Annotated in this window: 35 protein-coding genes; 19 read left to right on the forward strand and 16 right to left on the reverse strand. The window is 70.7% G+C overall.

What is annotated here, in order from left to right; all coding sequences use genetic code 11:
* The first annotated feature begins 47 nt into the window (after nt 1-47).
* Entirely contained in the window at nt 48-446 is a 399-nt protein-coding gene (locus E1300_RS02935; RefSeq protein ID WP_131755286.1) for a MarR family winged helix-turn-helix transcriptional regulator, read from the forward strand.
* An 824-nt stretch (nt 447-1,270) separates the two neighbouring features.
* On the opposite strand, the gene E1300_RS02940 is transcribed toward E1300_RS02935, so the two are convergent.
* A complete protein-coding gene (locus E1300_RS02940) occupies nt 1,271-1,801 on the reverse strand; it encodes a TIGR03086 family metal-binding protein (protein ID WP_131755287.1) in 531 nt (176 codons plus the stop codon).
* A gap of 745 nt (nt 1,802-2,546) precedes the next feature.
* Here E1300_RS02940 and E1300_RS02945 point away from each other — a divergent pair.
* From E1300_RS02945 to sbnA, 6 genes are read left to right on the forward strand one after another with little or no spacing between them, the layout of a single operon-like run.
* Nucleotides 2,547-3,593, forward strand: coding sequence for a TauD/TfdA family dioxygenase (locus E1300_RS02945; protein WP_131755288.1), 1,047 nt, complete (start codon nt 2,547-2,549; stop codon nt 3,591-3,593).
* On the forward strand, nt 3,583-5,370 hold the full coding sequence (locus tag E1300_RS02950) for a non-ribosomal peptide synthetase (RefSeq protein WP_131755289.1): 1,788 nt from the start codon (nt 3,583-3,585) through the stop codon (nt 5,368-5,370). Before E1300_RS02945 ends, E1300_RS02950 begins: the two co-directional genes overlap by 11 nt.
* 5 nt (nt 5,371-5,375) lie before the next feature.
* Nucleotides 5,376-5,930 (forward strand): GNAT family N-acetyltransferase, encoded by a 555-nt coding sequence (locus tag E1300_RS02955; RefSeq protein ID WP_131755290.1) that lies wholly within the window; start codon nt 5,376-5,378, stop codon nt 5,928-5,930.
* Nucleotides 5,923-6,741: an alpha/beta fold hydrolase gene (locus E1300_RS02960; RefSeq protein ID WP_131755291.1), complete on the forward strand. Its 819-nt coding sequence runs from the start codon at nt 5,923-5,925 to the stop codon at nt 6,739-6,741. Before E1300_RS02955 ends, E1300_RS02960 begins: the two co-directional genes overlap by 8 nt.
* 20 nt (nt 6,742-6,761) lie before the next feature.
* A complete protein-coding gene (locus E1300_RS02965) occupies nt 6,762-7,454 on the forward strand; it encodes a LysE family translocator (RefSeq protein WP_131755292.1) in 693 nt (230 codons plus the stop codon).
* Nucleotides 7,451-8,404, forward strand: coding sequence for a 2,3-diaminopropionate biosynthesis protein SbnA (gene sbnA / locus E1300_RS02970; protein ID WP_207399441.1), 954 nt, complete (start codon nt 7,451-7,453; stop codon nt 8,402-8,404). The genes E1300_RS02965 and sbnA overlap by 4 nt, the downstream gene beginning before the upstream one ends.
* 775 nt (nt 8,405-9,179) lie before the next feature.
* On the opposite strand, the gene E1300_RS02980 is transcribed toward sbnA, so the two are convergent.
* Nucleotides 9,180-9,701 (reverse strand): gamma-glutamylcyclotransferase family protein, encoded by a 522-nt coding sequence (locus E1300_RS02980; RefSeq protein ID WP_131755294.1) that lies wholly within the window; start codon nt 9,699-9,701, stop codon nt 9,180-9,182.
* A gap of 131 nt (nt 9,702-9,832) precedes the next feature.
* Here E1300_RS02980 and E1300_RS02985 point away from each other — a divergent pair, with 131 nt between their 5' ends.
* From E1300_RS02985 to E1300_RS03020, 8 genes are all read left to right on the forward strand, one after another.
* The gene (locus E1300_RS02985) at nt 9,833-10,246 is read left to right on the forward strand and encodes a nuclear transport factor 2 family protein (RefSeq protein ID WP_131755295.1); all 414 of its coding nucleotides are present in this window, start codon (nt 9,833-9,835) and stop codon (nt 10,244-10,246) included.
* Nucleotides 10,247-10,677: 431 nt separating this feature from the next.
* A complete protein-coding gene (locus E1300_RS02990; protein WP_131755296.1) occupies nt 10,678-10,944 on the forward strand; it encodes a hypothetical protein in 267 nt (88 codons plus the stop codon).
* Nucleotides 10,941-11,708 (forward strand): DUF2637 domain-containing protein, encoded by a 768-nt coding sequence (locus E1300_RS02995; protein WP_131755297.1) that lies wholly within the window; start codon nt 10,941-10,943, stop codon nt 11,706-11,708. The genes E1300_RS02990 and E1300_RS02995 overlap by 4 nt, the downstream gene beginning before the upstream one ends.
* A gap of 72 nt (nt 11,709-11,780) precedes the next feature.
* Nucleotides 11,781-11,996 (forward strand): hypothetical protein, encoded by a 216-nt coding sequence (locus E1300_RS03000; RefSeq protein WP_131755298.1) that lies wholly within the window; start codon nt 11,781-11,783, stop codon nt 11,994-11,996.
* The gene (locus E1300_RS03005; protein ID WP_131755299.1) at nt 11,993-12,271 is read left to right on the forward strand and encodes a hypothetical protein; all 279 of its coding nucleotides are present in this window, start codon (nt 11,993-11,995) and stop codon (nt 12,269-12,271) included. The genes E1300_RS03000 and E1300_RS03005 overlap by 4 nt, the downstream gene beginning before the upstream one ends.
* A complete protein-coding gene (locus E1300_RS03010) occupies nt 12,268-12,630 on the forward strand; it encodes a TraA-like protein (protein WP_131755300.1) in 363 nt (120 codons plus the stop codon). Before E1300_RS03005 ends, E1300_RS03010 begins: the two co-directional genes overlap by 4 nt.
* A 3-nt stretch (nt 12,631-12,633) precedes the next feature.
* Nucleotides 12,634-14,628 (forward strand): hypothetical protein, encoded by a 1,995-nt coding sequence (locus tag E1300_RS03015; RefSeq protein ID WP_131755301.1) that lies wholly within the window; start codon nt 12,634-12,636, stop codon nt 14,626-14,628.
* 18 nt (nt 14,629-14,646) lie between these two features.
* The gene (locus tag E1300_RS03020; protein ID WP_131755302.1) at nt 14,647-14,850 is read left to right on the forward strand and encodes a hypothetical protein; all 204 of its coding nucleotides are present in this window, start codon (nt 14,647-14,649) and stop codon (nt 14,848-14,850) included.
* A gap of 155 nt (nt 14,851-15,005) precedes the next feature.
* Here E1300_RS03020 and E1300_RS03025 read toward each other — a convergent pair whose 3' ends face one another.
* Nucleotides 15,006-15,242: a hypothetical protein gene (locus E1300_RS03025; RefSeq protein ID WP_131755303.1), complete on the reverse strand. Its 237-nt coding sequence runs from the start codon at nt 15,240-15,242 to the stop codon at nt 15,006-15,008.
* Between the two features lie 196 nt (nt 15,243-15,438).
* Here E1300_RS03025 and E1300_RS03030 point away from each other — a divergent pair, with 196 nt between their 5' ends.
* Entirely contained in the window at nt 15,439-16,023 is a 585-nt protein-coding gene (locus E1300_RS03030; protein ID WP_131755304.1) for a hypothetical protein, read from the forward strand.
* Nucleotides 16,024-16,293: 270 nt separating this feature from the next.
* Here the strand turns inward: E1300_RS03030 and E1300_RS03035 are convergent, their stop codons facing one another.
* Nucleotides 16,294-16,533, reverse strand: a complete 240-nt coding sequence (locus E1300_RS03035; RefSeq protein ID WP_131755305.1) for a GntR family transcriptional regulator — start codon at nt 16,531-16,533, stop codon at nt 16,294-16,296.
* 190 nt (nt 16,534-16,723) lie between these two features.
* On the opposite strand from E1300_RS03035, the gene E1300_RS03040 reads away from it, so the two are divergent.
* Complete coding sequence (locus tag E1300_RS03040; RefSeq protein WP_131755306.1) at nt 16,724-17,020, forward strand: hypothetical protein; 297 nt, start codon at nt 16,724-16,726, stop codon at nt 17,018-17,020.
* Nucleotides 17,021-17,224: 204 nt separating this feature from the next.
* On the opposite strand, the gene E1300_RS03045 is transcribed toward E1300_RS03040, so the two are convergent.
* From E1300_RS03045 to E1300_RS03100, 12 genes are all read right to left on the reverse strand, one after another.
* Nucleotides 17,225-17,821 (reverse strand): hypothetical protein, encoded by a 597-nt coding sequence (locus E1300_RS03045; RefSeq protein ID WP_131755307.1) that lies wholly within the window; start codon nt 17,819-17,821, stop codon nt 17,225-17,227.
* 135 nt (nt 17,822-17,956) lie between these two features.
* Nucleotides 17,957-18,376: a helix-turn-helix domain-containing protein gene (locus tag E1300_RS03050; protein WP_131755308.1), complete on the reverse strand. Its 420-nt coding sequence runs from the start codon at nt 18,374-18,376 to the stop codon at nt 17,957-17,959.
* Complete coding sequence (locus tag E1300_RS03055; RefSeq protein WP_131755309.1) at nt 18,367-18,618, reverse strand: hypothetical protein; 252 nt, start codon at nt 18,616-18,618, stop codon at nt 18,367-18,369. Before E1300_RS03055 ends, E1300_RS03050 begins: the two co-directional genes overlap by 10 nt.
* The gene (locus tag E1300_RS03060; RefSeq protein WP_131755310.1) at nt 18,615-18,980 is read right to left on the reverse strand and encodes a P27 family phage terminase small subunit; all 366 of its coding nucleotides are present in this window, start codon (nt 18,978-18,980) and stop codon (nt 18,615-18,617) included. The genes E1300_RS03055 and E1300_RS03060 overlap by 4 nt, the downstream gene beginning before the upstream one ends.
* Nucleotides 18,981-19,118: 138 nt before the next feature.
* Nucleotides 19,119-19,373, reverse strand: coding sequence for a hypothetical protein (locus tag E1300_RS03065; protein WP_131755311.1), 255 nt, complete (start codon nt 19,371-19,373; stop codon nt 19,119-19,121).
* Nucleotides 19,370-19,567, reverse strand: coding sequence for a hypothetical protein (locus E1300_RS03070; protein WP_131755312.1), 198 nt, complete (start codon nt 19,565-19,567; stop codon nt 19,370-19,372). Before E1300_RS03070 ends, E1300_RS03065 begins: the two co-directional genes overlap by 4 nt.
* Nucleotides 19,564-19,896: a hypothetical protein gene (locus E1300_RS03075; RefSeq protein WP_131755313.1), complete on the reverse strand. Its 333-nt coding sequence runs from the start codon at nt 19,894-19,896 to the stop codon at nt 19,564-19,566. The genes E1300_RS03070 and E1300_RS03075 overlap by 4 nt, the downstream gene beginning before the upstream one ends.
* Nucleotides 19,896-20,078: a hypothetical protein gene (locus E1300_RS03080; RefSeq protein ID WP_131755314.1), complete on the reverse strand. Its 183-nt coding sequence runs from the start codon at nt 20,076-20,078 to the stop codon at nt 19,896-19,898. The genes E1300_RS03075 and E1300_RS03080 overlap by 1 nt, the downstream gene beginning before the upstream one ends.
* On the reverse strand, nt 20,075-21,376 hold the full coding sequence (locus E1300_RS03085) for a DUF3631 domain-containing protein (protein ID WP_207399442.1): 1,302 nt from the start codon (nt 21,374-21,376) through the stop codon (nt 20,075-20,077). Before E1300_RS03085 ends, E1300_RS03080 begins: the two co-directional genes overlap by 4 nt.
* A complete protein-coding gene (locus E1300_RS03090) occupies nt 21,373-22,125 on the reverse strand; it encodes a bifunctional DNA primase/polymerase (RefSeq protein ID WP_165502652.1) in 753 nt (250 codons plus the stop codon). Before E1300_RS03090 ends, E1300_RS03085 begins: the two co-directional genes overlap by 4 nt.
* On the reverse strand, nt 22,122-22,424 hold the full coding sequence (locus tag E1300_RS03095; protein WP_131755316.1) for a hypothetical protein: 303 nt from the start codon (nt 22,422-22,424) through the stop codon (nt 22,122-22,124). The genes E1300_RS03090 and E1300_RS03095 overlap by 4 nt, the downstream gene beginning before the upstream one ends.
* Nucleotides 22,424-22,624, reverse strand: coding sequence for a helix-turn-helix domain-containing protein (locus tag E1300_RS03100; protein WP_242618912.1), 201 nt, complete (start codon nt 22,622-22,624; stop codon nt 22,424-22,426). Before E1300_RS03100 ends, E1300_RS03095 begins: the two co-directional genes overlap by 1 nt.
* 168 nt (nt 22,625-22,792) lie before the next feature.
* Here E1300_RS03100 and E1300_RS03105 point away from each other — a divergent pair, with 168 nt between their 5' ends.
* Both E1300_RS03105 and E1300_RS03110 read left to right on the forward strand, forming a co-directional pair.
* A complete protein-coding gene (locus E1300_RS03105) occupies nt 22,793-23,296 on the forward strand; it encodes a hypothetical protein (RefSeq protein WP_131755318.1) in 504 nt (167 codons plus the stop codon).
* Nucleotides 23,293-24,636 carry a tyrosine-type recombinase/integrase gene (locus E1300_RS03110; RefSeq protein ID WP_207399443.1) on the forward strand — a complete coding sequence of 448 codons (1,344 nt, stop codon included), beginning with the start codon at nt 23,293-23,295 and terminating at the stop codon, nt 24,634-24,636. Before E1300_RS03105 ends, E1300_RS03110 begins: the two co-directional genes overlap by 4 nt.
* Nucleotides 24,637-24,666 lie beyond the last annotated feature (30 nt).

A 24,666-nucleotide genomic window follows, 5' to 3' on the forward strand; every position in this document is an offset into this window, starting at 1 on the left:
ATCTAATGCATGTGCATCTGATGCGTGCGCATGCTAGGATGCGCGGCATGGAGTCGAACGCCGCTCTGGTGGGTCGTTGGAGGTCACTGCTGACCTGCTACAACACCGTCGCCTGCGATCTCGATCGCGCGTTGCAGGAGTCCCACGGCCTGAGCATGAGCGAGTTCGAGACGCTCGACCGCATCGTCGACGCCGACTGTGAGAAGCGCCGCATGCAGGAGATCGCGGCGGACATGTACCTCAGCCAGAGCGCCCTGTCCCGCACGGTCGCCCGCCTGGAGAAGGGCGGCCTCGTCAAGCGCGGCCTGTGCGAGTCCGACCGCCGCGGCGTGTTCGTCGAGATCACCGAGGACGGCCGCCACCGCCACGCCGAGGCCCGCGAGACCCACCTCAAGGTCCTCGCCACCCACCTCGCCACCACCCCGGACCTAACCCCCGTGTCCTGATCCGGCCACCCCAAGGGCAACCCAAGCCCCGTGCACCACGCGACGCGTCGGCGAACCGACAGCCAACCCCGTCGTGCCTGAACGGCAACGCCTGCATCGCGCTGCGGACCGGAGCGCTGCCCGGCGTCTCAAGCGGGGTGAGCACGAGAAAGCGGCCCGTCGCGGTCGTGTGGAGATACCGCATGTGGCGCTCACCACGCACCTGCGAGTCCCGACTTGCCCTGACCGCGAACCCCACCGCGCCTCACCGGGCACCCGCGAGTCCCGACTTGCCCTGACCGCGAACCCCACCGCGCCTCACCGCGCGCCCGCAAGTGCCGACTTGTTCTAACCGCGAACCTCATCGCGCCTCACCGCGCGCCCGCGAGTCCCGACTTGCCCTGACCGCGAACCCCAGCGCGCCTCACCGCGCGCCTTCGAGTGCCGACTTGCGCTAACCGCGAACCTCATCGCCTCACCGGGCGCCCGCGAGTCCCGACTTGCGCTAACCGCGAACCTCATCGCCTCGCGTCGCGTCGCGCCGCGTCGCGCCGCGCGCGCGAGTTCCGTGGTGCGCTGATCGCGGGGCCCAGCGCGCTGCACCACGCACCTGCGAGTCTTGACTTGCCCTGGCCGCGTGGCCCATTGCGCTGCGCCATGCGCGCGAACTTCGTCGTGGCTGCGGGGACGCGACGGGCTCCCCACGGCGCCGTAGCGTGCGTCGGCGGAGCGGTTGCAGGCTGTTGCGCCTTTGCGTGGCTCGCGGGTCGCGCGGGCCGTCGTTCTCTGGGGAGTCGTTGGATGGCTTAGTCCGGGGCGGTGACGGTTGATGGGCCGTCACTTCCTCATGGGGTGCGGCCTAGTAGTGCCAGTAGGCGTGTCTGGTCGTCGGCGTCTTCGGCTACGGGGCGTTCGGGCTTGAGCATCCCCGCTTCGCGTCCTTGGGGCGCGAAGGTCTTGGCCCTCTCCAGGGCTGGTTCGACCAGGTCCGGATCGAAGACCACGGACTGTCCCGTGGCCTGTGCCAGGTCCCACGCGTGCACCAGCAACTCCAGCGGATAGCCCTCCAGCCATTCCCGCATCGTCAGTTCCAGCCCGAAGGCGAGTTGGATCCGGCGGTCCAGGGCTTCGGGTGTGAGCGCGTCCATCACGTCGGCGCGAAGCGCTCGCCAGGTGGCCACCGGGTCCTCACCGGCGGCCTCCCGCCAGTCGGGATCGGCCTCGGGGAGCGGCCGGCCGGAGGCTCGGGCCTCGATGACGACCAGCCCCGCGATGACATGACCCGCCACGTCGATCGCACACCAGCCTTCGCAGGGAGAGGGCGAGAGCCATCGGTCCGAAGGCGTCGCGGCGAGGACGGTCTCGAAGATGTCCATTGCCCGGATGAATCCTTCAGGGACCAAGAGGCTCACCTCACAAGGATCGACCACATCGACGCGGAGCCGCCCGCGTGGCAAGCATCGTGCGGCGGCGCCATGTCGCGCCACTGCTTTTCCTCCTCTGGAGAGCTCCTGGCGCGTGGCGGCCACGAGCGGCCAAACGCCGCGCGTGGCTTGCTTTCTCGATCACGACGGGTCAGGCCGCGAAGACGGCGAAGCGGTCACGCCGCCACGCCGACGTCGCCGGGGCCGGACCAGCCTGGCCGCCCGGTCATGGCCGCGGCACGCCGAAAAGGCGGTCTCTCGCAGCTTTCTCTCCGGTAACTCCTGGATCATTAGCGGGATGAGCAATATCTGCCAAGAGATCGTGCCCGTTTCTGCGAGAACAGAACAGAACAAGATCATGTTCTGCGTTCCCGGTGCGTCCGGGCGGCCTCACTCTCCGCGTATACCAGCGCGCCCCTTATCTGCTTTGGGACCGTCCGCAGCACACGACCCTTGACATAAAAACTTGGACCGGTTAACCATACGACCAGCGCAGCGATCTCACCGGTGCGCCTCGACTTTCCAGGCGGACGGCCGCCTCCATCCACGTCCGCGCTCCCTCTATCCGCCCGTCTCTCCGCACGGCCGTTCCAGCGCGCTTCACCGCCATCAGCCGGCATTGGTCCGGCATGCCCCGCGACTCGTCCGCACGACGATCCGACCCGTGTCGGATGCCCCGGCAAGGAGGGAACCAACGATGACCGACCTCCCGGACGTCAACGTCACCCAGGTCTTCGAGGACTCGCGGCTGCCCGCCCTCATCACCCCGAAGGACCCCGGCACCGACATCGTCACCTGGGTGCGCGGCAACGTCGACGCCGTGCGCGCGCTGGTCCTGGAGACCGGCGGGGTGCTGTTCCGCGGCTTCCCCGGCACGGCCGACGTCGACGTCTTCCACGACTTCTGCGGCAGCTTCCCCAGCCCGCTGCTCGACTACACCGAACAGTCGTCCCCGCGCGACAAACTCGGCGACAAGGTGTACTCGTCGACCACCTACCCGGCCGACCAGGTCATCCCGTTCCACAATGCGAACTCGTTCGGGCACGAGTTCCCGCTGAACATCTGGTTCGCGTGCATCAGGACCGCCACCAAAGGCGGCCGCACTCCCATCTGCGACACGCGCAGGGTGCTGGCGAATCTGAGCGAGGAGACGCGAAACAACTTCGCCGCGAAGGGAATTCTGTACACCCGCAATTACTACGACGGGATGGGCGTCCCCTGGCAGGAGACCTTCGACACCGATTCGCGGGAGGAGGCCGAGAAGTTCATGCGGGACGGCCATATCGCCTACCGCTGGTACGACGAGGGCAACCTCATCCTCCAGACCCGGCAGGTGCGGCACGCGATCCTCCAGCACCCGAAGACCGGCGAGGACGTCTGGTTCAACCAGGCCCATCTCTTCCACAAGGCGTCGCTCGACGACCGCCTCAAGCCGCTCATGCGCCAGTTCAACGACTGGCAGCTGCCGCGCAACGCCTTCTACGGCGACGGGACGGTCATCCCGGACGAGACCATCCACGAGATCTTCGCGGCGTACGAGGAGGCCGAGCTGAGCTTCGACTGGCAGGCGGGCGACTACCTGATGCTCGACAACCTGCTGACCTCGCACGCCAGGAAGACGTTCGAGGGCAGCCAGCGGCTGATCTCGGTGTCGTTCTCGGAGCTGTTCACCGACTACGAGCCGTACTTCGCGAAGTACGGCGACGCCACGCTCGACCCGCAGCTGACGCCCGATGCGCGGTGACGCCGGCACGGTCACCGGGCTCGTCGCGGCCCGGTGCGCGGCCCGGCCGCGGGCGGTGGCGGTGGAGCAGCCGGACGGCGCGACCTGGACCTACGCCGACCTGAGCCGGCGCGCCGGGGAGATCGCCGGGGTCCTGCGGCCGCTGTACGCCTCGCCGCGTCCCGCGGTCGCGGTCGATCTGCCGAACAGCCTGGACTTCTGCGCCGCGGTCCTCGCGGTCCTCGGCAGCGGCGGGACGCTGCTCGCGCTCGACCGGACGCAGCCGCAGGCGCGGACCGCCGCGATGCTGTCCACGGTGCGGCCCGAGGTGGTGGTCACCGACCGTCCGGACGGGGCGGCCGCGACGTGGGCCGCGACGGCGGACGGCTCCCCCGCCACCGTCGACCTCGCCCGCCCCGACACGGCGCGGCGGCCGGTCGCGCCGGACGGCTGGGAGACGGAGCCGGACGATCCCGGCGCGCCCGCCTACGTCATCTTCACCTCGGGCACCACCGGCGTCCCGAAGGCGACCGTCAACACCCACGCGGGCCTGCTCAATCACCTGGTGTTCATGCAGGACGTCTGCCCGCTGCCGGAGGGGTCGCGCGTCCTGATGAAGTCGGCGCGGACGTTCGACGCGTGGCTGCTGGAGTTCTTCTGGGCCTTCACCCAGGGCGTCACCCTGGTCCTGGCCGACGAGGATCGCGCGACGGACGCCCGGTACCTCGCCGCGACGCTCGCCAGGAAGTCGATCCACGGGTTCGTGTGCGTCCCGTCCCTGCTCCAGCGGGTTTTCTCGGTGCTCGAACGGACGGCGGAGGCGACCGATCTGCGGGTGGTGGTCTCCGCGGGCGAGCCGCTGAAGGCCGGGCTCGCCGAGCGGATCCTCACGTCCACGAGTGCGCGCCTGTTCAACTTCTACGGTCCCGCCGAGGCGGCGATCGACGTCGCCTACCACCACGTCACCGGTCCCCCGGTCACCGACCCGATCCCGATCGGGCGCGCGATCCCCGGTAACGAGCTGACGATCCGGGACTCCTCGGGCGCCGACGTCACGGCCTCGGGGGCCAGGGGCGAGCTCGTCGTCGCCGGCGTCCACGTCGGGCTGGGCTACGAGGGCGACGCCTCCGCGACCGCCGCGAAGTTCGGTGCGGACGGCGGCGGCGCGCGCACCTACGCCACGGGCGACCTGGCGTACCTGGGGCCGGACGGGAACTTCTACATCGGAGGAAGAATGGACACCCAAGTCAAGATCAACGGCGTCCGGATCGAGACCGGGGAGATCGAGGCGGTCCTGCTGCGGCACGAGACGGTCGCCGACTGCACGGTGCAGGCCACCCGGGCGGGCGACGTCCCCGTCCTGGTCGCGTTCGTCAAGGCGCACGGCGACGCGCCGCCGGCGAGCGAGTACATCAACTACCTGCGCGGGCTGCTGCCTCCGGTGATGGTGCCGCCGATGTACGTCTTCGTCACCGAGTTCAAGACGCTGCCGAGCGGCAAGAAGGACACCTCCGCCCTCGTCTTCCCCCGGGGCCTGCCGACCGTCACCGCCACCGAGTTCGAGGCGCCGGACGGACCCGCGGAGGAGGAGCTCGCCAAGATCTGGGAGTCCGTGCTCGGGGTCGCGCCGATCGGTGCCGTGGACGAGTTCTCCCTGATCGGCGGCGACTCGCTCAAGATGATCGACATCCTGGTGAAGATCTCGGAGTCGGTGTATCCGGACGTCTTCTCGCTGGGCATCACCCGGTTGTCGACGGTCCGGGACCTGGCGCGGAAGATCCAGGAATCCGCCCGCTAGCGGCCATGGCCACCATCCACCAGGACGCCGGGGCGGCTCTCGACACCGGGCAGCTCGCCGGCCTCCTCCGGGAGGCCGGCGGCGCCGAGCACGACTTCCTTCCCGCCGACCGGGCCGCGGACTACCTGTCCCGGCTCGACCAGGGCGCCGTGCGCTGCATCTGGGCCGTCCAGGACGGGGTGCTCGGCGCCGCCCTGCTCTACTCGCGTTTCGGTCCGCTCCTCCCCATCGCCGGCGCGTTCCTCCGCCTCGAAGGGATCTACGTCGAGGAGGTCATGGTGACGTCGGCCTGGCGGCGGGCGGGGTGGTCCCGGACGCTGCTGAACAGGCTCCGGGAGATCGTCGGGACGGGACCCGACATCTACATCGACTGCGACGCGGCGAACGCGGCGTCCGTCGCGATGATGGGATCGGCCGGATACGTGCACCTCGCCGACTACGACGATCCCGACCGGGTCGAGCCGCCGTCGCGCCACCGCACCACGAGCCTGTTCCGCCATCCGGGCCGTCCCGCGCGGCTCGTCCAGGCCGCGGCCCGAGGAGGGATGACGGTTGGATAGGACGTCGCTGTCCGTACGCGTCGAATCGGCCGGCCCGGAACGCCCATGGATCGTCATCTGCAACGCGGTGGGCGTCCCCCACGCCGTCTTCGACCGGTTGGTCGGGACGCTCGCCGGCGCGTTCTCCGTCGTGTGCTGGCAGACGTCGCTCACCGAGGGCGACGAGCCCCACGGCACCCCGCGATTCCTCACGGTGGACGAGCAGACGGCCGAGGTGGCCGGCATCCTGCACCGCCTCCGCATCACGGAGTTCACCGGCGTCTCCTGGTGCTCCGGAACGGAGATCCTCTACCGCCTGTCCCGGGACGAGGCGTTCCGCGTCCACGGGCACTGCTGCGTCAACGGCGCCTTCAACCTCGGCGCGGACGGGCCGTCCTCGGACTGGGAGAACACCGTGGAGCCGCTGTTCCACGTGCTCTCCACCCGTCCCGAGACCGTCCAAGGTGTTTCGGCCATGCTGAATTCGGCGGCCACCGCCGCCACAGAAGGGGGTGACCCGGCGCTACAGTTCCCTTACTCCACACCGGAGCGGCTCGTCGGCTACGCGGCGCAGTGCCTGGCCATGAAGCGGGGACGCACGCTCCACGGCTTCGTCGAGTCCGAGCACACCGGCCTCTACCTGGCCGGATCCAAGGACGCCGTGCAGGCACCGGCCATATCCGAGCGCGCCGCGGAGCTGTCCGGAGCCGGCTTCGAGCGCGTCGAGGGCGGCGACCACGCCATGATGGCCGGCATGCAGCGGGTGTGCGACCGTGTCCGCCGCTACTGCGAACTCGTCGTCGCCCGTCCGGTGCCCGGCGGCCGGCGCTGACCGCGCGTCCGACCTAGGAGGTGTCGGCGATCTCCAGCGGAAACCCCTACCTGGTCTTCTCCGGGCTGGCGTTCGCGGTGGTCCTGATGCCCGGCGCCGACACCATCCTGGTCTTCCGCACCAGCCGCGCGCTCGGCACCCGGACGGGCCTGATGACCGCGGTCGGCGTGGTCACCGGGCCCGTCCTCTGGGGAGTGTTCTCCGGCATCGGCGTGGCCCTGGTCATCGCGCGCAACAAGTCGATCTACACCGCCCTCGCCCTGCTCGGCGCGCTGTACCTGATGTACCTCGCCTACGGCTGCTTCAAGTCGGCGGCGGACGGCGGCGCGACCCCGCTCGACGCCGCCGACGAGGCCCCTGCCGACTCCGGGAGCATGCGCAACGCCTACGTCACCGGCCTGCTGACCAACCTGCTCAACCCGAAGATCGGCGTCTTCTACCTGTCGGTCATGCCGGGACTCTTCCAAGGCAGGGCCGGCCCCTGGGACGGAGGATCGCTCGGCCTGATCCAGGCCTCCATGGGCATCGTGTTCCTGAGCTGCGTCGCCCTCCTGGCCGGCAAGGCGCGACGGTACCTCTCCAGCCGCCGCGCGAGCCTGACCGTGGAGATCCTCGCCGGGACGTGCCTGCTCGCCTTCGCCGTCTACGTCATCTGGTCGGTGCTCCACTCGCCCGGCGGCCTCGAAGCCGCCGGCGGACCGTCCCCGAGGTGACCGTGATCTTCCGAGGCAGCACCGAACTGATCCTGGACGACATCTTCCTCGCGCTCCCCGACCTGGCCCCGGGCCGCGAGGTCTTCCTCAAGCTCGAATCCATGAACCCGGCCGGCTCGATCAAGATGAAGACCGCGCTGGCCCTGATCGACGACCTGGAGGCGTCCGGCGCCCTCCGTCCCGGCATCCGGGTGATCGAGTCGTCGTCCGGCAACCTGGGCGTCGCCCTCGCCGTCGTCTGCGCCGCCCGCGGCTACGACCTCACGATCGTCGCCGACCCCAACGCCACCCCCGAGGCCGTCGCGCTGATGCGCGCGTTCGGCGCCACCGTCGAGATCGTGACCACCACCGACGACAGCGGCGGCTACCTCGGCTCCCGCATCGACCACATCAAGCGGGCGCTCGCCGCGACGCCCCACCTCGTCTGGCCGAACCAGTACGGCAACCCCGCCAACCCGCTCGGCCACCAGCGCACCACGGCCCCCGCCATCTTCAAGGAGCTCGGCCACGTCGACGCGCTCTTCGTCGGCGTCGGCACGTCCGGCACCCTGCGCGGCTGCCTCGACCACATCCGGTCGATCAACGCCCCCACCGAGGTGTTCGCGGTCGACACCGTCGGCTCGGTGACCTTCGGCGAGAGCCCCCGTCCCCGCTACATCCCCGGCATCGGCACCAGCCGGCGTCCCGAGCTCTTCCAGGAGATCCAGGACAGCGACGACTTCCACCGCCTCCTGGTGGACGAGCGCGACGCCGTCCGCGAGTGCCGCTACATGGCCCGCAGGCACGGCCTCCTGATCGGCGGCTCCACCGGCTCCGTCCTCGCCGCCGCCCGCCGCGTCTGCGGCTCCCTCGACGAGGGCGCCCGCATCGCCGCCATCTCCCCCGACTCCGGCGAGAAGTACCTGGGCAGCATCTTCCGCGACACCTGGGTAGCCGAACGCTACTACTGACCCGTAGGAGGGTCACCGCTGCCGTCGAAGCGTCCAGAAGAGCCAGTTCCCTGAGCTGGTGCACGCGGCCACGTCCCACCCCTGACGTCCGAGCTCGGAGAGCAACGACACCACCTCGTTGTAGGAGCCGCTATATGTCTGTTCGTGACCGCCCGGCAGGTTGACTTGGATGTTCCCCAGGTCCCACAACCACTCGATAGTGGCGAACTCGTAGGTGAAAATCGCTATCTCCATCCCAAGCCCAGAGGCACTCAACGACCGTGAGACCCAACACGAAGTCTCGCAGCGAAGGAACCATCGAGCCCCTGGCTGCCCGAACCTGGACATCGGCGCTGACCGGGCCAGGATGCTCGTTCGCGCCGTTTCCACCACGACGCCAACAGCGCAGAAGACCAGGCGCACCGGCCGGACGCCGCGCCCCGATCGCGATGATCAACGTTCCCGGAATGGGCCAACCGCCCCATCACCATGAACGTCACTCCTAGAGCACCCGCTTCCAGGAGACGTCCTTACGCAGACCGCTCATCGCCCTTTCCGCGTCCACCGCCGCCCGCCGACAAGAAGACCTGGGGCTACATGTCCACGGACGAAAAGGGCCGCTTCACCGTCCCGGGCAAGGCCTACCACGACGGACAGTGGCGCGTGGCCGTCCAGGGCGGCACTTACAGCGACTACGCCGCGACGGCGGGCCCGTCCGACTATGTGGACGTCCGATATCTGACGGCTATCTCCGACTACTTCGCGGCGCCCGACCCCGTCCGCAAGAGTGCCACGGTCACCGTTCAGGGAATGCTTGGGGGCAGACCCGGGGATCGGAGCCGACTCGCTCGCCGACGTCGTAATGCCAGCGCCACGCCGCGCACTGCTCGACGTAGGCCCGAAGGTGATGCTCCCTGAAGTCCTCGGCGGACCAGACACCCTCGCCCACTTCGACACCGCTTCTGCACGCGTAGGTATAGCCGTAGCGGCCATCGACCAGCTCCAGACGGAGCAGCTCGTACATGGGGCCCTCGAAGGCGTCCAGGAGCCGCCACTCGTCCGAGCTGAGACCGGTGAGCAGGTACCCCGGCACAGTGACCCTGTCGCGAACGAGCGCCGGGTACACATGCCCCGGAACAGTGGCGGCTCGCCAGCCCTCAGCGGCGGCCTCTTCCAGTTCGGGAACGCGACCGATGAGAGCGAGCAGCACCTCAGGGAACTGAAGCGTCCCGTAGACGAACAGGACCTCCCGCGTCGCCGACGAGTGGGGCCACTGGCTAGAGCTCGTCCGAGGTGACTGCAACTCGGGATGCGACATGAAGCACCTCCCGAAGCACCCTAGCGCCAGCCCCCAGGAGGAGGCTCGCGACTAATCGTTGGCCAGGCCAACAAACGCACGCTATGGTTGGCAGGACCAACGTTGGTCATGCCAACTGAATCGAGGATGTCATGCCTACGGACGTACTGATCGCCGACCGCCTGGAGATCGCCGACCTGTTCTCCCGGTTCGCCCGCATGCTCGACGAGAAACGGTTCGAGGACGCGGGCACCGTCTACGCCGACGACGTGACGGTGCGCTCGCCGCGAGGCGGCCGCCTGCACGGCCTCGATGAGGTCGTCGGCTACTTGCGGGAAGCCGAGGTCGAAGGCGACCGTACTCAGCACGTGACGACCGACCTGCTGGTGGACGTCAGCGGCGACCAGGCGGCCGCCTCGGCGAACTCCCTTGTGTACTTCTACCGCGACGGCCGGCCACCCTTCCGGTCGAGCGGCCTGCGGCTGGGTTGCACCGCGGTCCGGACACCGTCCGGCTGGCGCTTCCGCGAGCTCCGGATCACCCTCGCCTGGTCACGCGAAGACTGACCACGCCCCGACGGGAGAGAGCCTGCAACGCGACCGGCCATAGGCGCGGCCAACAGCCGGAACCTCCCGGCCCGCAGAGCGGGCTCCGCTAGCGAGGCTGTTAGCAAAAGGCCCCTTCCGAAGATCGGAAGGGGCCTTTGACGTGCGAGCCGCCTGTCGGAATCGAACCGACGACCTATTCATTACGAGAGCCCTTGACAGGGGTACGGCGAGTGTCTCCGAGGTTCGTTCCCGCAGGTCAGAGCCATTAGACGCACTTTCGCGAACCTCGCCGATACGCGCCGAACTGCAACGCCGAATGCAACAGGGGCGAGACCCGCCCGATCAAGGCCGTGCGGTCACTCACCGCACACAGCCGCCCAACAAGGCGGCCCCGGACGCGGTGCTACGAACACCGGCCGGGGCCTTGATCGGAAAGCGAGTTCCGACCCATGAAGAACCTACCGGCCGACGTCGGCCCGTACGAGGACGTGTGCCAGGCCGCCGCCGCCGTCCGCGATACCTACGCCGCGGCGCCCGACCGGCCCGCCACGTTCGGTCAGTTCAACTCCGAGCAGTTGCTCACGGCGTGCGAGGCCGCCGGCGTCGAGCTGGGCGCCTGGGATCGCCTGATCGTCGACTGGCTCACCGGCTGGGAGCCCGAGACCGTCGCCGTCGTGGTGGGCTTGGTCCTGCGTGCGGCGGAGGCTAACCGATGACGCGCGCGAGGGTCTGGGCGACGGCCGCGTTCCTGCTCGGCGTCGTCGTCTCCGTCGCGGCGAACGTCGCGCACACCTACTACGTCCCCGGGGCGTCCGGCCGCCCGCCGCTCGGCGCGCAGCTCGCCGCCGCGTTCTACCCCCTCGCCCTGCTCCTGGTCGTCGAGATCCTCGCTCGGGTGCCGTGGCCGCGTTCGCTCGGCTGGGCGTTCGCTCGGTACGGCGGGACGGCCGTCGTCGCCCTGGTCGCCGCCCTCGTCTCCTATCGCCACATGGCGGCCCTGCTCGACGCCTACGGCGAGGACGTCCTGACGTCGCGCATCGGGCCTCTCGCGGTCGACGGGCTCATGGTCGTAGCCTCGTTCGCCCTGCTGGCGCTCGGCCGTCCGAGCGGCAACCAGGACGCCCCGGACGTGCTCCCGGTCGCCGAGGCCGAGGCGCTCCCGGACGGGTACGCGCTGTGGGACGACGTCGAGCCCGAGCCCGAGCCGCCGGCGCTCGCGTGGTGGCCGCTCCCGCAGCTCCCCGCGGGCGACCAGGCCGACGAGGACGAGCGCGAGGACGAGGCCGCACCCGACCCGACGTCGCCCGTACCCGGCGTACCCGGCGACGTGATCGAGCGCGCGGTCGAGCTGTTCCGCGACGACATCGAGGCGGGCCGCGTGCCCACCTACCGGAGCGTCAAGGACAGCCTGAACGTCGGCCAGAAGCGCGCCCGGCGAGTACGCGAGTACATGGCCGTACTCGCCTCGTCACCTCGGTAAACGCGGCCGGGCCCCGGTCAGCTTCCTAGGGCACGCCCGGGGCCCGGTCCTCCCTTGAGAGGAACCACCATCATGACCCGACGTCGGAGTACGCGGCGAGTACGCCGTACCTCCTGGATCGATGACGTGCTGTCCGCGGGCGTCGTGGGCGCCGCGCTGTACGTGCTGCTGCACCTCGTCCTGACCGCTCCCGTACCCGTCGCCGCCGTGGTGGCGCTGGTCGGGTTCGGCTTCTGGCTCGGCGTCTCCACGCCGATCCCGCGGATCGTCTGGAGGCGGCGCCGATGACGATGTCCCACACCCCGCCGCGGCCGGTCGGCCCCGACCCGTCGCTGTGGGCTCGTCTGCGCGCCGTCCTGCGCGGCCTGTGGCTCGTCGCCTGGACGGTCGCCCGTACGGCCGCCGCGGCGCCGCTGGCCCTGCTGGGCGCGCGGTTCGGCATCTCCCCGGGATGGGCGCGCAGGCTCGGCCTGCGCATCGCCGACCGGTACCGGCTCGGCTACCACGGCGCCCGCGAGGGCGACGTCATCGACGACCAGGACGACGAGGAGGGACGCCGGTGAGCGGCAAGTCCAGGATTCCCGAGCTGGCCGACATCCCGTTCACGGGCGCGAAGTCGATCACGGAGTACTCGCAGGCCGGGCGCCGGATCTGCCGTGACCTGGCGATCGAGTTCGACATGGGCGCCGAGGAGGTCTACCAGGCGCTCGTGGCGACCGCGCGCGGCAACCCGCTGCTGTTCGGCGTCGACATCCGGATGCGGGCACGGCGGGTGTCCAAGCGGCTCAAGCGCGCCAGCGAGCACCAGGCCGCGGCCGGCGCCGAACTGGTCGCGTTCTGGGCGCAGTTCCGCAAGGAGTTCGCCGACGTTCTCAACCCGCCCAAGCAGCCCAAGCAGCCGTTCGACTTCAAGGACGAGTGACCCATGGCAGACAAGCAGCTCACCGTCAGCAGCGGCGAAACCTCGTGGGAGCGGGTCAAGGCGGCGCAGGCGTCCAAGCTGATGACGCTCGCGCCGCCGTGGGCGCTGTGGCCGGTCATCGGCGGTATCGGGACGGCGCTGCACGCGCTGTTCGGGCACGGGACGGCCGCGGCGTGGTCGGCGATCGGCCTGACGCTCGGCGCCGTCCTGCTGACGACCGTGACGTTCCTCGTCGCCCATGAGCGCGGGTTCCTGGGCCGCGGGTCGGCGACGTGCACCACGGCGGCCGTGTCGATGTGGGTCGACGCGTGCTCGGTCGCCGGGTTCACGCAGCCGGTCATCCTGTACTTCTGGCTCGCCGGCGGCCTCGTCCTCGCCGCGGCCTGGAACATCCGGACCGCGATCCGCTCCAAGCAGGGCGCGCACGGCATCACCGACGCCCTGTCGTTCCTGTTCGACGCCAACAAGGACAAGGCCAGCCTGTCCGGCGCCCGCATGGCCACGCTGGAGGCGGGCGAGCGGAAGATCGAGGCGGCGATGGCGCTCCCGGCGGGCGAGAAGACCGTCGGGGACGTCCAGAAGAAGACCGAGCACATCGAGGGCGCGATGGGCCTGCCGCCCGGCGCGATGACCGTGAGCCCGAACCTCGACCGCGCTGACCTGGCGCACGTCACCATCTCCGATCCGCGGGTGCTGCGGACGCCGTTGCCGTGGCCGGGACCGTCCCGGCCGGACGCGTCGGTCGCCGAGCTGCTCCGTACGGGCGTGTTCCAGGACGGCACCGACGCCGAGCTGTACCTCGTCGGCGACCACCTCCAGGTGATGGGGCGGACCGGGTCGGCCAAGTCGCTGGGCGCCGGCTGGAACCTGCTGGCCGAGCTGTTCTCCCGCCCGGATGTCGCCGTGCTGGCCGCGGACCTGTCCAAGGGCGAGCAGACGCTCGGTCCGTGCCGCGAGGGTCTGCACCGGTTCGAGACGGCCAAGGAGGGTGCGACGGCGCTGATCCGGGACGTCTACGGCCAGATCAAGCCCCGTACCGACTGGCTCGCCGCTCGCGGCTTCACCGCGTGGGAACCCGGATGCGGGCTGACGTACTGGGTCGTGTGGTTCGAGGAGGCCGCCAAGACCTTCGCGCAGATCAGCGACAAGGACGAGGAGCTGTTCAAGGAGATCGTCAAGGAGATCCGCTCCGCCGGCGGGACGGTCGTGCTCTCCCTCCAGCGCGCGGACTGGACGCAGATGAGCACGCTCGTCCGCGGGCAGCTCTCCAAGATGTGCTTCGGCGTCGAGAGCAGCGCCGACGCCTCGTTCGGCATCTCCGAGGCGCAGGACGAGGCCGGGTGCCGTCCCGAGCTGTGGGGCAAGCGCTACCCCGGCATGGCCTACCTGGACGCCACAGGGGTCGACGAGGGACACCTCGCGATGCCGCTGCGCACGTTTCTGTGGGACAAGTCCGGCGACCAGATGCGCGCGCACTGCTCGCGGTTCCCCGCCGCGGCCAAGCAGATGGACGAGTTCACCGAGGCCATCACGCGCGGACGTGTCGGCCAGGCCGCGCCGGCGGGAACACCTACCGGCGTGACCGAGGACGAGGACGAGCGCGACGAGCGCGACGACCAGGGCGACGAGGAGTGGACGCCCACGGTGGCGACCGAGGACCCGGACCCCTCTATCCGGACCACGCTCGACGACCCGATCGAGGACGACCCGGACGACGCCGAGTTCACGTTCACGCGGCCCGCGCAACGGCTCACGTCCGCCGAGACGCGGACGGCGATCCTGAGCCAGTTGGCGGCCTGGATGGACGAAGGCAAGGAGGACTTCAGCACCAAGGACCTGGCGCCGATCTGGACGGCTGCGGGCACGTCCCGGCCGACCGTGCAGCGCATCCTCGCCAAGCTCCGCGACGAGGACGGCGTCATCGGCTACGACGAGACGAGCCAGCGGCACACGCTGTTGCAGCGGCCGGGCGCGGTGCCCGAGCGGGTGCCGGTGTAGATGAGAGGAGTAGCAGGCATGGCGAACGGTACGCTGCGGCCCCGCCGCGAGACGCTGGAGGAGGCGCGCGAGCGGGGGAAGCCGGACGACATCAGCGACAGGGCATGGGAGCTCTACCTCGGTTCGCTCGATCCCGAGATACAGGCGCTCGTCCGGCGGGCGCCGAAGATGACGCCCGAGCAGGCCGCGCGCCTGCGGCGCCTGTGGAACGGCGGAGGCTGACGCAGGCGCGCACGGCTGCGCACGGGCTGCGCGCCCACGCATGTTGATCATGCTGCCCGCGGGTGCCCACGCCAGTGCCCAAGAGGGGTGCCCGCTCAGGTGGGCACCCCTCTGACCTGTCTATCCCTCCCCCAGCCCCCGCCCGGGTGCCCGGGTCACTCCTTGCGCGGCCGGCCGCCCTTCCGGGCTCGGCGCTCGGCAAGCTCCCGCTCGGCCTGGTCGAGCTTGGCGCGCTCGTCCTCGTCCCCGTGCTCGCGAACTACGCCGCGCATGTGGTCGACGAGATCCTCCGACCGGTTGCGCGAGAACACCCGATCGCACACGCTCCCGTACGCCTCCCAGAGCGGATCACTGACGCGCAGCTTCCGGATGGGGGTGTGGTCAGTCGTCATCGAGCACTCCTCCGTGTGGCTACAAAGAATCCTGGCACAGCTCTTGTGTGGCCACAAGGTAGCGCTTAGACTGTGGCCACAGGGTTTAGCGGTACCGACGAAACCGCCCCAAGTCCCTCCGCCACAGGGAACGGGCCCCGCCCGGCGACACCACCGCCAGACGAGGCCCTTGACCGGACACAGGAGGTCCGACCCAGTGAACGAGCGTAACCACCACCCCGCAGCCCCGCCCGCGACGACACGGGAGCACGTCGCCGGCACCGCCCTGTCCCCCTCCGAGCGTCCGGCCCGTCCGGGCGAGACCTGCACGTGCGGCCGTATGGCGACGACCGTGTTCCTCACCGAGCGGTTCGGCGAGGTCGGGTACTGCGGCCAGCAGCACCCCCGCGCCGCCGAGCCGTACGGCGCGGACGAGAACGAGCCGTGCAAGGAGTGCGGCACCATGGAGTTCCTCTACCTCGACCAGGTCAACGACGCCAAGCGCCTCGCGTGCTCGCTGCCGCACTCGACGCCCGGCGGCGGGACGACCAAGGACGCGCGTCGTCCCATGACCCCCGACGAGCGGGCCCTCACGGCGGCGGAGACGGCGACCCTGCTGCGCCGCATCGCCAAGCGCATCGAGCGCGAGCACGGGAAGACGGCCGGGCGCACGATGTGGAGGGCGCTCGACGCGGTGTTCTCCCAGAGCACCACCGACGACGAGGCGGCCGAGCTTCTCGGTCTCGTCGGCCACGCGCGGTGGGACGAGGCCGCCCGGCGGATGGACGAGCTGAAGGTCTGAGTTGAGCTGATCTCAACCCAGGTCGGAGACCTGCATCGCCCTTATGGGGGGTGCAGGTCTCTTCGTTTCTACATCGTCCCTGGTCAGCCTGCCCGTAAGGAAGTTGACGGCGGGCGCGACCTGCGGAAACGTCAACCACTAGGCGCTGCCCGGCAGTCGCCAGGCTGGGGGCGACGAGAGACGAGTCGACCATATGCACCCCGACCTCAACATGGTCCCGACCTGGGCGAACACCATGTGCGCGGTGCCGGGGACATGGTGCGCCGGGCGTCAGTCCTCGGCCGGCTTCACGAACGTCCCGCGACCGGGCGAGGTGACGACCAGGCCCTCGTCACGGAGCGCGTCGACCGCCTTCTTGACCGTCTTGGCGTTCAGCCCGAACTCCTCCTCCAGAGCGACGAGGCTCGGGAGCCGCTTGCCCGGCGCGTACGTGCCGTCCTCGATCCGCTCGCGCAGGAGCGCCAGCAGTTGCAGCCATGGCGCGGTCACGTCGTCGGGGTCGATGGACATGATCGAAACGCTACGTGACCAGGGGAAACCCTTCCAAGGTAGGGTGCACCGTGGCACACCATGGTGTGGGGGCGTAGCATCGTCCTCACGTTCCGCCACGGCGGGACGAGGCGCGGTCGCCCGCCCGGCGTCCCCGGGAACCCCGACCGGCGGGGACCGCGTCTCCCCTCCCCGACTCTGGAGCCGAGCCATGGACACCGTCGTCGACACCAGCTCGCCGCCCTCACGCCTGTACGCCCTGGGCGCCCGATTGACCGTCCACGGGTTTGAGACGGTGCTCACCGCGCGCGGCCTGTCCGTGCTGAACCATGAGGCGCCCGGATGCTGCGACCTCGTCTCGTGCCGCTCCGACTGCATCCAGTGCAGGCCCCGCCGTGACGACAGCGACCGCCTGTGGTTCTTCACGAGCTGGGGGCACCCGATCGCCGAGGCCGAGCGCGTGATCGATGCGGCCGTCCTGGTCGCTGGGTATCTCAGGATCGGGTGAAGCCGGGGCGGCGCCGCCGGGACACCCCCGAGGCTCGGCCGCGCCGTCCCTCCACACACCGCGGGCCCGGCGGACTGTCGGGGAAGTCGGGTCCGCGGGCAGACTGGACGTCCGCCCGTCAGGGCGTCCAGAACGAGCCGGGTCGGTCACTACGCGGGTGGACCGGCCCGGCTCACCTGCGTCCGGCCGGATGCGGAGGAGAGGTCACCCGCCGAACGTCATCGGCTCGCCGTTCGCCTGGCCGAGCAGCTCGGCGAACGCCAGGACCTCCGTGTGGTTCTCGCGCAGGATGCGGAACGCCTTGGTCTCGGCCTCCCGGATGCGGAAAGGATCGCCGCCTGTGTGGCGGAGGAGGCGCTGCCGGTCGTCGCCGCACCCGAACCGGTTCCCGGCCGGCAGGACGTGACAGCGAAGCCCGTGCACCCACTGGTCGGCCGCCGCGTACACGGTGGCGCTCGCCTGGTCGCTCGGAGTGCGGAACCGCGTCAGGCCGCCGCCACCGAGCCGGGCGACCACGTCCACCAGCGTCACGCCCGGCAGATGCCGCGCGACCACCGCGTGGGCGGCCTCGTGCTCGCAGGTGGTACGGAACTCCACGTCGTAGTCGCCGCTCCACGACCGCCGGGCGAACTCGTGGATGTCGTCGGCCACGTGCCTGCGCGGGCCGTCCCCGAGCACGCGCGCCCGCATGAGGCTGGTGAACAGGTCGTTGCCGAGGCCGCGCCACTCGTCCACCACGGCCCTGTCACGGGCGTCCAGCTCCTCGTACATCTGCCGCACGAGCGCGTCCGACGACGTCATGACCGCACCTCACCGGATGCGGCGCTGCGGTGCCCGTCCTGCGGTCCTGAGCCGTCCCGGGGCATCTGCCGGGCCTCACTCCGGAGTCCGCGCACCCGGGCGATCTGCCGGGTCACGCTGGCGGGCGTTGGGACCTCACGCGCTTCGGCGGTGCCCGTAGGCGAGGACGAGCCCTCGATCCAGGAGCCACCGGCCCCCGACCTGGCGCCCCATGCCCTCGGCCGCGAGCTGGCGGATGCGCCGCTCGGAGAGGCCGAGGAGGGCTGCCGCCTGCGCTGTGTCGATCTCATGCACCGAGGATGCGGCGGCTTCCGCGAGCTGCTCGGCAGCGCTTCCGTCCACGGCAACGGGGAGCGCCTCGTACTCCGCGGCGGCCCGGCGGAGCGCCCGCCGTGCGGCGTCCAGCTCGGGGCGAATCCAGGGCTGCGCCTGCGCCATGCGGTCGAGCTGCTCGGCGACGCGGGGCGAGACCATCAGGGCGTGCAGAGCGTAGGCGGCGAACCCCGTGACGAGCGCGCCCTCGACGTAGCGGGACGGCGGGTCGGTCACGGCCACGTCCCGAACCGCTCCCGGAACGGCCGCGGACCGGTCGCACCGCGCTTCACCGCGACCACGTCCGCCAGGACGTCCACCGCGTCGCCGAGCTCCGTCCGGTCGCCGTGCTCGGCGACGAACGCGAGCCGGGCGCCCTTCCACGCCTCCAGTGAGGCCGACCAGTCACCCGGCCAGTCCGCGGGCTCGAAGCGCAGCAGGCGGCCGGGGACCTCCGCGCCGCGCACGCGGTCCCGGGGCCTCACGCCACACCCCGCGGCCCGTACACGCCCCGGACGCCCACCCGGCGCTGCGGACGGCGCGTCACGCCCTCGTCCTCCTCGCCCGCGGGCAGCCGCAGGGCAGCCGCGAGCCGGGCGTAGGCGATGCGGAGCTGCCGGGCCTCGACGAGCGCCGGGTGCACGCGGGTGTTGCCGGTGTGGTCGACGACCGTGGGCCCCTCGTCGGCCACGAGCGCGGCCAGCGTGTCGAGCATGTCGACCGTCCGGCACATCTCCAGCAGGAGGCCCCGCTCGTGCTCCTCCAGCTCGTAGCGCTCTTGCACCTCGCGCCACAGCCGCCGACCGGACGCCTTCAGCTCGGCCGGCGCCTTCGGGATCTTCGTCATCTGAACCCCTCGTTCGTTTCAGCTCGGGGAGAGAAAATGCTGACTGCGTGTGGGGTCACTGAGGGTCACCCTTAAAAGACCGTGACCTGCACAGACTCCGAGCCGAGCCCACAAGCCTCTGACCTGCACATACGTCCATCACCGCCTCCGCTTGCCCGCGGCCCGCATGGTGTGCCCGCGCACCTGGTCGGAGTGCACCATGGCCGCCGTCCGGGCCTGCTCCAGCTCCTCGACCTCGGCCACCAGCGCGGCCAGCGCGGTCCACATGGCGCCGAGCCGGGGCGAGGTCGCGTCCCACTGGACGGCGTTGCCGGTCCACCTGGCCACCAGCGTCCGCCGCTCGTCGGTCGTGAGCCGAGCGAGCGCGATGCGCACATCATCCGAGGTGCTCACACGTCACCGTCCCGCACCGCCGGGCAGGCGAAGGTGTGGGCGTACACCACGCGCCACACCATGTGCCCGCCCTCGTCCCGCTCCACCCGCACGAGGTGCTCACCCCCGCACCCCGCCGTGCACCCGGGCGTGGTGACCAGAGCCTCCAGCAGGTCACCGGGCAGCACGTACAGCAGGTCCACGTCTGCACTCACAGCGCACCACCGTCCAGCCCATCGAGGTAGCGGTCGAGGTCGGCCCGGACCCTGGCGTCGTCGAGCCGGGCCACGTACCGCAGGTAGCAGGCGGGCCCCTCCTCGGCGAGGTAGCGCGTCTCGGCGTCCATCACGCTCCGGTCGATCGGGTCGTGAACGTCGATCCGCTCGGCGAGGCGGCGCACGGCCTCGGCCGCCTGGTCGACGCTGCCGCCGTGCTGGCGGACGAGGCCGTCCCGGAGCGTCGCGCCGAGCTGGTCCATGTGCGCCGTGGTGGCCACGACCATCGCGCGCGCCTCGGCCAGTTCGTCCCGCGGGTCGTCGGTCATCAGTCCTCCCTCGTCCTGGCGAGCTTGCGGGTGTGCCGAGCCTTGAGCCCGGCCGTCCTCCTGACGCGCCGCTCGCGCTGTGCCCGCTCCCGTCCGGCACGGCGCCGGCGGGCGCTCTCGATCCGCTCAGCGAGGCGCCGCTCGACGGCCTCGCGCATGGCTTCGTCCGCACGGCCGGTCATGAGTTCACCGCCGCGCCGATGGAGTCCTCTGGCCATCCCGTAGGCGGGGGGCTGTCCGCAAGTGTCCTTGCGTCCGTAGATGTGTCCTGACCTGTTATTTCGTCCGGACACATCGGCGGACTCTTCGTCTCGGCAGTTGTGTCCGGACTCTTCTCCGCCGCGGAAGTGTCTGGCGATGTGTCCGCCTGTTCTGGCTGGTCAGCGACTTGTTCGGACCGTTGGACACTTGGGGACGGTAGGTAGCGTGCGAAGGCGTCGCCGAAGTCCTCGGCGTGGTATCCGCGGTCGGTCTTCGCGGCGTTCTGACGGGGGCCGACGCCGTACGGCTTGAGCTTCATCGCGAGCTTGCGCATCGTCAGGTCGTCATCGCCCCACGGCGCCTCGTCGATCCGGCGGAGCCGGTTCACCAGCTCGCGGCTCGGCAGGAACGAGACCGTCATCGACGAGAACAGGTCCCGGATGTCGGCCAGCAGCCGGGCGCCCATCGAGCCCTCGACGTCCGCCTCGTTCTCCGCCCTTACGAGCTTGAGCGCGGCGGCCCGAGCACGTCTCGGCCAGGGCCCGCCCGCCAGGTCCGCGACCGCGACGAGCGACTCCCAGGTGTCCGCGGCGCGGTCCTCGACGGGCATCTCGGGCTCGGCGTTCTGGAGGTCGCCGAGGTGTTCGTGCATCCACTTCTGGAGGCGGGCGCCCAGTTCGGCCAGCGGTCCGCCGTCCCGGCGCTGCCGGTAGGGGCGGACGTGCTCGCCCTGGGCCCGGCGGCGCATCCGGACGATGACCGACCGGTCCATGACGGTGTCGGGCAGGTCGCCGATGCCAGCGAGCGCGGCCATCGCGAAGGTGGGGCAGTGCTCGGGCTGGCGGAGCTGGACGTCCCACCGCACGTACGGCCGGTTGCGCTGGTGACCGGCGTTCAAGATGCCGCGCAGGTCCTCGTGGTTGTCGGCCGTCTTCGGGCCGAAGACGGTGTCGGCCTCGTCGAGCAGCAGCGTGGGCGGGTCCTCTCCGATCGAGCGGACGAGCGCGGCTGAGCTGATGTTCACCGTAATCAGCGACCGGTAGCTGGTCGCCTCGATGACGTCGAGCAGGCGGGACTTCCCGCACCTCTTCTCCGGGCTGATGATGGCGAGCCGCGTGGCGTGCTCCCACGCCTGCTGCCCGTGCGTGGCCGTGATCCAGAGCGTGACCGCGTCGGCGGCCTCCTCGCTCGGGAAGACCACGTAGGCCGTCAGCGCGCGGCGCAGCTCCTCCAGCAGAGCCGCGCCGCCGGACGGCATGTCGAGTTCGGCCAGCTTCACGCAGCGCCTCCCGCCCGCCGCCGCGCCGACTCCGCCGTCCGCCAGGCCGACCGTTCGTCGAGCCCGGCCTGTACGGCGGCACTCACCAGCTCATCGAGCTGTGCCTCGTGTCCGCCCTCGATGGCGCGGCAGGCTGCCCAGAACAGCGCGTTGTTGCGGTTGCCCTCCGCCTGCCCGGCCATCCAGGCGACCAAGCCCCCGACGTTGCCGCCGCGTGCCGGACGTCGAGCAGGCGCAGGGCGCGGCGGGTCGAGCAGGCGGACGGCATACCGCCAGTCGAACGAACCGGTGGCCGACCGCTCGTCGAGCAGCTCGTAGGGACGGCCGCCCACCATGGAGGGCGGAGCGAGCACGTACCCGCCGGTCGCCTTGAAGTCCAGGAAGTGCCGACGCAGCGCCCCGCAGCCCTGCGCGGTGCCCGCGAAGTAGGTGTGCAGGCCCCCGGACGGTGTCCGGACGATCGTCAGCGCCCCTGACAGCAGGCCCGCCCGCTTGAGCCGGTTGAACGCCTCGAACCCGTTCCCGCCGTCCTTGACGTCCACGTCGAGCACGTCCACCGCCGGCGCCCCGGTCGCGATGGCGACGTTCGCGGCGGGCATCTCCCACCACCACCCGCCGATCACGTCCGGATCGGTGGTGGCGTCCTTGAACCCGTGCAGCGTGGCCGGTTCCTTGCTCTGCGGCTTGCAGGGGAACACCGGCCAGCCACGCGCCGCGAAGGCGAGCGCGGCCGTCAGCGCGGCGCTCACCGGATCACCTTCGGCGCATAGGTCCGCATGACCACCAGGCGCACCAGGCGCCCGCACCCGGTCCGCCGTACGGTCTCGGCGGCCTCCCGGTCACGCAGGCGCCCGAAGTGCCCGGCGCCGCAGTGCGGGCACCGGATGGCGTACCACCACATCGTGCGGCGCCCGGCGGGGGCGTAGAGGCTCGCGTGCGCGGTCAGGTATCGGGTTACGCTGTGCTCGACGACCCGGCCGCCCGCCTGCTCGTCCGTGAGGCCCGACCCTTGTCCGGGGGTTCGGGCCTCCGTCTTGTCCGAGGTCATCAGGCCGCCTCGCCGCCCTCGCTAGCGGAGCGACGGCCTTCCACGAACGCCTCCAGGTCCGCGACGGCGACGAACCGGCGCCGCCCGATCCTCACGCTGGGCAGTTCCCCGGACTTGATCAGTCCGTAGGTGGTCGTCCGGCTGATACCGCCGAGCGCTTCGCCCGCATCCGGCCACCACGGGATGAGCTTCTTCTCCACAAGCCCTCGATCCATCGTCTCGGCACGCCTAGTCATCAACTATGGACACTCGACGTCTTGCAGCAAAGGGCTACCACGTTCGCCACGGTTCTCGCAAGTGCGCCAAGTAGACGTGAAGGTGCGCCGAGTCGTTGATTAACCGACGAACGCCGTTGTACCTTGGCGGACGTGAGCGACAAGGACGAGGCACCCGACGACGGCGGAGCCTGGGCTGTGATCCCCTACCAGCCTGGCGAGGACGAGACGTGGGACCAGCTCGGCGAAGACTGGAGCGCTGTACGCGGCATGACGCCGGCATCGGTGCGGCTGTACGCCCGATGGGGCACGGGCCCCCTGACCGGCGTGTGCCTCGTCGGCGAGGCAGTGACCGCCAGCCTCGTCCGCTCCATCCCCGTTGGACGCCTGGAGCTTCTCAACCGCAACGAGTCGGGCTTTCCGATCGGCCTCCTCAAGAAGGAACTCGCGCCGCTCCAGCGGGAGCGGAACACCGATCCCGAGCGCTTCGCCGAGCAGGTCGCGAACTACTACACGGGCTTCGCTCGATGGAGCAGCAGGCCCGTCAAGGAGATGGCCGAGCATTCCGGCGTTCCCGTAGCGACCATGAGGAGTTGGATTCGCGAGGCACGCCTCCGCGGGAAGCTCCCGCCCGGGACGAGAGGGAAGGCCGGATGAGCGAGCGCAGCGACGGCACCCGGAAGCCGAACGGCCGGTCGTCGATCTTCCTCAGCGAGAGCGACGGGAAATGGCACGGCTGGGTGACCATGGGCGTGAAGTCCGACGGCTCACCGGACCGGCGTCACCGGATCGGCAACAGCGAGGCCGAGGTCACGGCCAAGGTCCGCAAGCTGGAGGGCGACCGGGACGCGAACAAGATCGACCGGCCGGGCCGCAAGCCCACCGTCGAGCAATGGATGACGACGTGCCTCGTCGACATCTGGCCGCGCGAGCTCGCGCCGAACACGTTGCAGTCCTACGGTTCGGACGTCCGGAACTGGATCGTCCCCAACCTCGGCAAGCACCGGCTCGACCGGCTTCAGCCCGAGCACCTGGACGCGCTGTACTCCAAGATGTACGCGGCCGGGAAGGCGTCGAGCCACGTCCTCAAGGCGCACCGCATCCTGTCCCGCGCGCTGGAGCTGGCCGTGCGGCGCGAGAAAGTCGGCCGCAACGTCGCGAAGCTGCTGGACGCCCCGGGCAGCAACGACAGCGAGATCGAGCCGCTGACGCAGGCCGAGGCCCGGCGCATCCTCGCCGCGGCGGACGGCCGCCGCGGCGGCACGCGCTGGTCGGTCGGCCTCGCGCTCGGCCTCCGCCAGGGCGAGGCGCTCGGCCTGCGCTGGAAGTACATTGACCTCGACGGCGGGTCCGTGCGGGTGTGGTGGCAGCTCTCCCGGCTGAAGTGGCGACACGGCTGCGACGACGTAGCCGCGTGCACGGAGGGGAAGCATCGGCGGCCGTGCCCGAAGATCTGCCCGAAGGCCCGACGGAAGTCCGGCCGGCCCCACAGGTGCGTGACCGCGGACGCCGAGCGCCTGTGCCCGAAGGACTGCGACCGGCACGCCTCGACGTGCCCGAAGCGGACGGGCGGCGGCCTGGTCTTCCGCAGGCCGAAGGGCAAGAGCAGGCGAACCGTGCCGCTCCCGCCCGAGCTGGTCGCAGTGCTCAAAGCGCACCGCCAGGCGCAGCGACAGGAGCGCCTCGCCGCGGCGAACATCTGGGACGATCACGACCTCGTGTTCTGTCAGCCGAACGGCCGGCCGATCGACCCCCGCGACGACTGGGACGACTGGAAGGCCGTCCTCGCCGCGGCCGAGGTGCGGGACGCCCGGGTGCACGACGGCCGGCACACCGCCGGGACGCTGCTGATCGAGCAGGGCGTCCACGTCCGAACCGTGCAGGAGATCCTGGGGCACTCCGACATCCGCCTCACGCAGCGTTACACGCACGTCGCCACGCCGATGGCAGAGGACGGGATGCAGCGGATGGGGCGAGCCCTGTGGGGGACGTCGTGACCGGAAGAACTGCAACACGAATTGCAACCG

The sequence above is a fragment of the Actinomadura fibrosa genome, from assembly GCF_900659615.1.
In the GTDB taxonomy this organism is placed as follows: Bacteria; Actinomycetota; Actinomycetes; order Streptosporangiales; family Streptosporangiaceae; genus Spirillospora; species Spirillospora fibrosa.

What these genes read in the sequence shown, in the direction of transcription:
- E1300_RS02935 (WP_131755286.1), top strand. Translation starts at nt 48, where the DNA reads ATGGAGTCGAACGCCGCTCTGGTGGGTCGTTGGAGGTCACTGCTGACC.
- E1300_RS02940 (WP_131755287.1), bottom strand. Translation starts at nt 1,801, where the DNA reads ATGGACATCTTCGAGACCGTCCTCGCCGCGACGCCTTCGGACCGATGG.
- E1300_RS02945 (WP_131755288.1), top strand. Translation starts at nt 2,547, where the DNA reads ATGACCGACCTCCCGGACGTCAACGTCACCCAGGTCTTCGAGGACTCG.
- E1300_RS02950 (WP_131755289.1), top strand. Translation starts at nt 3,583, where the DNA reads ATGCGCGGTGACGCCGGCACGGTCACCGGGCTCGTCGCGGCCCGGTGC.
- E1300_RS02955 (WP_131755290.1), top strand. Translation starts at nt 5,376, where the DNA reads ATGGCCACCATCCACCAGGACGCCGGGGCGGCTCTCGACACCGGGCAG.
- E1300_RS02980 (WP_131755294.1), bottom strand. Translation starts at nt 9,701, where the DNA reads ATGTCGCATCCCGAGTTGCAGTCACCTCGGACGAGCTCTAGCCAGTGG.
- E1300_RS02985 (WP_131755295.1), top strand. Translation starts at nt 9,833, where the DNA reads ATGCCTACGGACGTACTGATCGCCGACCGCCTGGAGATCGCCGACCTG.
- E1300_RS02990 (WP_131755296.1), top strand. Translation starts at nt 10,678, where the DNA reads ATGAAGAACCTACCGGCCGACGTCGGCCCGTACGAGGACGTGTGCCAG.
- E1300_RS02995 (WP_131755297.1), top strand. Translation starts at nt 10,941, where the DNA reads ATGACGCGCGCGAGGGTCTGGGCGACGGCCGCGTTCCTGCTCGGCGTC.
- E1300_RS03000 (WP_131755298.1), top strand. Translation starts at nt 11,781, where the DNA reads ATGACCCGACGTCGGAGTACGCGGCGAGTACGCCGTACCTCCTGGATC.
- E1300_RS03005 (WP_131755299.1), top strand. Translation starts at nt 11,993, where the DNA reads ATGACGATGTCCCACACCCCGCCGCGGCCGGTCGGCCCCGACCCGTCG.
- E1300_RS03015 (WP_131755301.1), top strand. Translation starts at nt 12,634, where the DNA reads ATGGCAGACAAGCAGCTCACCGTCAGCAGCGGCGAAACCTCGTGGGAG.
- E1300_RS03020 (WP_131755302.1), top strand. Translation starts at nt 14,647, where the DNA reads ATGGCGAACGGTACGCTGCGGCCCCGCCGCGAGACGCTGGAGGAGGCG.
- E1300_RS03025 (WP_131755303.1), bottom strand. Translation starts at nt 15,242, where the DNA reads ATGACGACTGACCACACCCCCATCCGGAAGCTGCGCGTCAGTGATCCG.
- E1300_RS03035 (WP_131755305.1), bottom strand. Translation starts at nt 16,533, where the DNA reads ATGTCCATCGACCCCGACGACGTGACCGCGCCATGGCTGCAACTGCTG.
- E1300_RS03040 (WP_131755306.1), top strand. Translation starts at nt 16,724, where the DNA reads ATGGACACCGTCGTCGACACCAGCTCGCCGCCCTCACGCCTGTACGCC.
- E1300_RS03045 (WP_131755307.1), bottom strand. Translation starts at nt 17,821, where the DNA reads ATGACGTCGTCGGACGCGCTCGTGCGGCAGATGTACGAGGAGCTGGAC.
- E1300_RS03060 (WP_131755310.1), bottom strand. Translation starts at nt 18,980, where the DNA reads ATGACGAAGATCCCGAAGGCGCCGGCCGAGCTGAAGGCGTCCGGTCGG.
- E1300_RS03075 (WP_131755313.1), bottom strand. Translation starts at nt 19,896, where the DNA reads ATGACCGACGACCCGCGGGACGAACTGGCCGAGGCGCGCGCGATGGTC.
- E1300_RS03080 (WP_131755314.1), bottom strand. Translation starts at nt 20,078, where the DNA reads ATGACCGGCCGTGCGGACGAAGCCATGCGCGAGGCCGTCGAGCGGCGC.
- E1300_RS03095 (WP_131755316.1), bottom strand. Translation starts at nt 22,424, where the DNA reads ATGACCTCGGACAAGACGGAGGCCCGAACCCCCGGACAAGGGTCGGGC.
- E1300_RS03110 (WP_207399443.1), top strand. Translation starts at nt 23,293, where the DNA reads ATGAGCGAGCGCAGCGACGGCACCCGGAAGCCGAACGGCCGGTCGTCG.